The organism is Helicobacter valdiviensis, from assembly GCF_003245365.1.
GTDB classification, from domain to species: Bacteria; Campylobacterota; Campylobacteria; order Campylobacterales; family Helicobacteraceae; genus Helicobacter_D; species Helicobacter_D valdiviensis.
The window spans coordinates 1-3,217 of sequence record NZ_NBIU01000066.1; the positions used below are offsets into that span (position 1 = coordinate 1).

A 3,217-nucleotide genomic window follows, 5' to 3' on the forward strand; every position below is an offset into this window, starting at 1 on the left:
GTAAAGATTTAGGTTATTGATTACTTTATGGAGTTTAGAGTGTTGTGCTTATTAGAAGAGTGAATGGTTTGTTATTTAGGGTGTGTCTATAATTTATCTATCTTTGTATAGAGTTCTTTAGTTCTTTAGTTCTTTAGTTCTTTAGTTCTTTAGTTCTTTAGTTCTTTAGTTCTTTAGTTCTTTAGTTCTTTAGTTCTTTAGTTCTTTAGTTCTTTAGTTCTTTAGATATTGCTGAGACTTTTATAAATTTACTTTTTAATATCTGTTCTCTATTTTTTAAGTGTTTGTTATTTGTTTTACTTAAAACTTAATGTTTTTGGTTTTTATTTTTATGGATTTATTGAATGATTTTTATGGTGTGTTTGTTGGATATTTATAGTTATGGTTGGTTGTCTTTATAGTTGTCTTGTGTTTGTAGAAACTAATAAAGGATTATTCTTGAGTGAAGGAAGATTGTTTTAAGGATTAAAGTATAATATGTATTAAGTCTTTAAAGTATATAATCACAAAACCATAAGGAGTTTATCATGCAAAAACAAAAAACTTATCAACGCTCTTCACAAAATACAGAAGAATATCTAAAAGAAAGAGAGGCGGTTAAAAAAACTATGGAAAAAATGGAAAAAGAACTTAAAAAACCTGCTATTAGAGCCGTATTTGAAAGACTTAAAGATAAATGAAATACATAACACTCAATGAAGCTATTACCATACATGATAAGATTATTGAGCTAATAGGGGGATTAAGTGGCTATAATGATAAACAAATCTCCTATTTAGCAAGTGCTTTAGAACATATTAAAAATGATGATTATTATCCTACAATCGCCGATAAAATTACCCATTTGATGTTTTCTTGTATTAAATTTCACCCTTTTTTAGATGGTAATAAACGCACTTCTATATTTTTAGGAATGCATTTTTTAGACTTAGATGACAAATATAATGAAAAGTTTGCCGAAATTATGGAAGATGTCGTTGTAAATGTAGCAAATAATACTCTTTCAAAAAATGAATTCAATGAGATTTTGCAGAATTTTATAAAAAACTTTAGCAACTCATAACTGTCTTTTTTACAAAGCTCTAAAAGAACAATCACTTAAAAATTGTGAGCGATTATGTGTAGTTTTGTCAATTTCTTCTAATAATTTTGAAGAAATAGTTATATTAATTCTTGCTCTTTTAACTTCATTAGTTTCTTTAAGCTTATCTTTTTTTCTCTAACATCAAAGCAATAGAGCCTTTAAAGCTTCTTTGACATCTTTTATTATTTTTTAAAGGTGGTTGTTCTTATCAATATATGGATCCACAATATTATGAGTTTAAGAGGTTGTGCAAAGATATAGATAGTAAAGTAATAATTTATGATAAAGCTTATTGGGAAATGTATAGCGATTTTACAAAAAAGCCTTCTGCAGAAAAACGAGTTAAGGATGATGGTTATGAATATTTTTATTATAAGAAACTAAATGAAACATTTACTTACTATGATATAAAAGATGTAATTAAATCTGAGAGATGAAATGGTGGAGTTATAACAGTAGTTTATGATAAAAAATATAAAAAAATGCCCAATCCTTTTGCTTTATATAATGGTATATTTTTAAGAGGTGATGAGGGTGCTGGATTCTATTTTAGATATCATAGAAGGCTATATTGTGAAGATGTTAGATAAAAAATTAGAAAGATAATTTGAGATTTAGATTTTTGGAATAACAAATGAGTAAGAATATTAAAACACAAGAAGCCAAATTAGACTTAATCACTAAATTTTTAGATTATGCTAATGTAGCGGATGCTAGTTATGCGATGTTGCAATATGTTTGGGAAAATATAGAGCAAGATGAAAAGAATAATATTTATAAAGCAGATAAACTTACTCTTGGTGATAAAATAAAGCAAGATATTGTTGTTAAAAATAACAAAGGGAAAGATGCTGTAAAACCTAAAAACACAAATACAGCCTATGCTTGTGCTATACAAGCCCGTTTTGAACAAAGTAAAATAATTAAAAAAGATAGTTATTGCATTCCTTTTGTGGATACTTGCTTTTTTTATAATGAAATAACTTTAAATAATGATATTAGTAGAGTAGGATTAAATGATACATTAAGTAAAAGAACTATTGAATTTGTAAATAGATTTAGACTTTTAAAACATCAACCTAACACTACAAGTGGCTTTAGTGCTACTTTGTTTGAAGATACTAAAGATAATAATCAAAAGATTATAGTAATGCGTGGGACAGAGTTTCCAAGCGATTTCAAAGGGGATGTTATAGGGGCAGATAAAGAACTGACTTTGGGTAAAGTTCCTTATGAACAATATCTGGATATGATACAATTTTACTCTGAATGTGCTAAAGAATTTCCAAATATTAAAGAAGATAGAGGATTAATAATTGTAGGGCATTCTTTAGGTGGAGCGTTAGCACAAGTGCTTACCCTTTCTTTAGTGAGTGCTAATTTTAGTGCCAATGTTAAAGAAGTTTATACTTTTAACTCTCCTGGTGCAAAAGAATTAAGAGCTTATAATTTAAATCAAATTTATAAAATAGATGAAGAATTAAAACAAAAATATCTAAAAACAAGAATTTAAATGAATCAAAGATATTAAGTAAATTAGTTTATAATAAAATAATTGATCTATATTAATTAGGAGTAAATTTGCAAATTCCTATTTATTCTAAATTAAAAGTAAAGGAATAGATAAAGATAAAAATTTAAATTTTATTTTAGAATTATTTTAATTATTATAGAATGATTTATTTATAAAGAAGGATGATTGATGAAAATCACCATAGCGATTGTTTTTGTCTTTTTTACTTTAATCTTTTTAAGTGCTTGTTCTTTTAAAGCAAAAGGAGCAAGTGAGCTAGAAAATCTTGCAAGAAATTATGGTGGAATTTATATCTTTGATAAAGAGATAAGAGAAGAGATATTAGAAAATGAGAAAGCATATTTAAAAGCACTAAAAGATGAGAGCTTAGGTCATAATATGTGGGATCGAATGCAAGCTGCAAAGAAAAAATTTCCTCAAGTCCTTTTTAATGGTTGCAAATATTATCGCAATGATCATAATTATGATGTAAATGATCCTGATTATGAATTTAACTTCAAAGATAAACCCGAATTTGCTTATTATGAAGATCAATTTAGGGCATATATGGGTGAAGAAACTTATAAAAAATTAAGACCTTATTTGCTTCTTAGGACTTA

The 3,217-nt window shown here is 26.5% G+C and carries 3 protein-coding genes and 1 pseudogene; all 4 read left to right on the plus strand.

Translation table 11 applies throughout. The features are described 5' to 3' along the window. The first annotated feature begins 527 nt into the window (after positions 1–527). Entirely contained in the window at positions 528–680 is a 153-nt protein-coding gene (locus B6S12_RS11220; protein ID WP_181451044.1) for a hypothetical protein, read from the plus strand. Next, a complete protein-coding gene (locus B6S12_RS10405) occupies positions 677–1,063 on the plus strand; it encodes a type II toxin-antitoxin system death-on-curing family toxin (RefSeq protein ID WP_111230707.1) in 387 nt (128 codons plus the stop codon). Before B6S12_RS11220 ends, B6S12_RS10405 begins: the two co-directional genes overlap by 4 nt. A gap of 655 nt (positions 1,064–1,718) precedes the next feature. Further along, the gene (locus B6S12_RS11225) at positions 1,719–2,597 is read left to right on the plus strand and encodes a lipase family protein (RefSeq protein ID WP_181451045.1); all 879 of its coding nucleotides are present in this window, start codon (positions 1,719–1,721) and stop codon (positions 2,595–2,597) included. 189 nt (positions 2,598–2,786) lie between these two features. Further along, positions 2,787–3,217, plus strand: a pseudogene (locus B6S12_RS11580) (hypothetical protein); the annotation flags it as partial.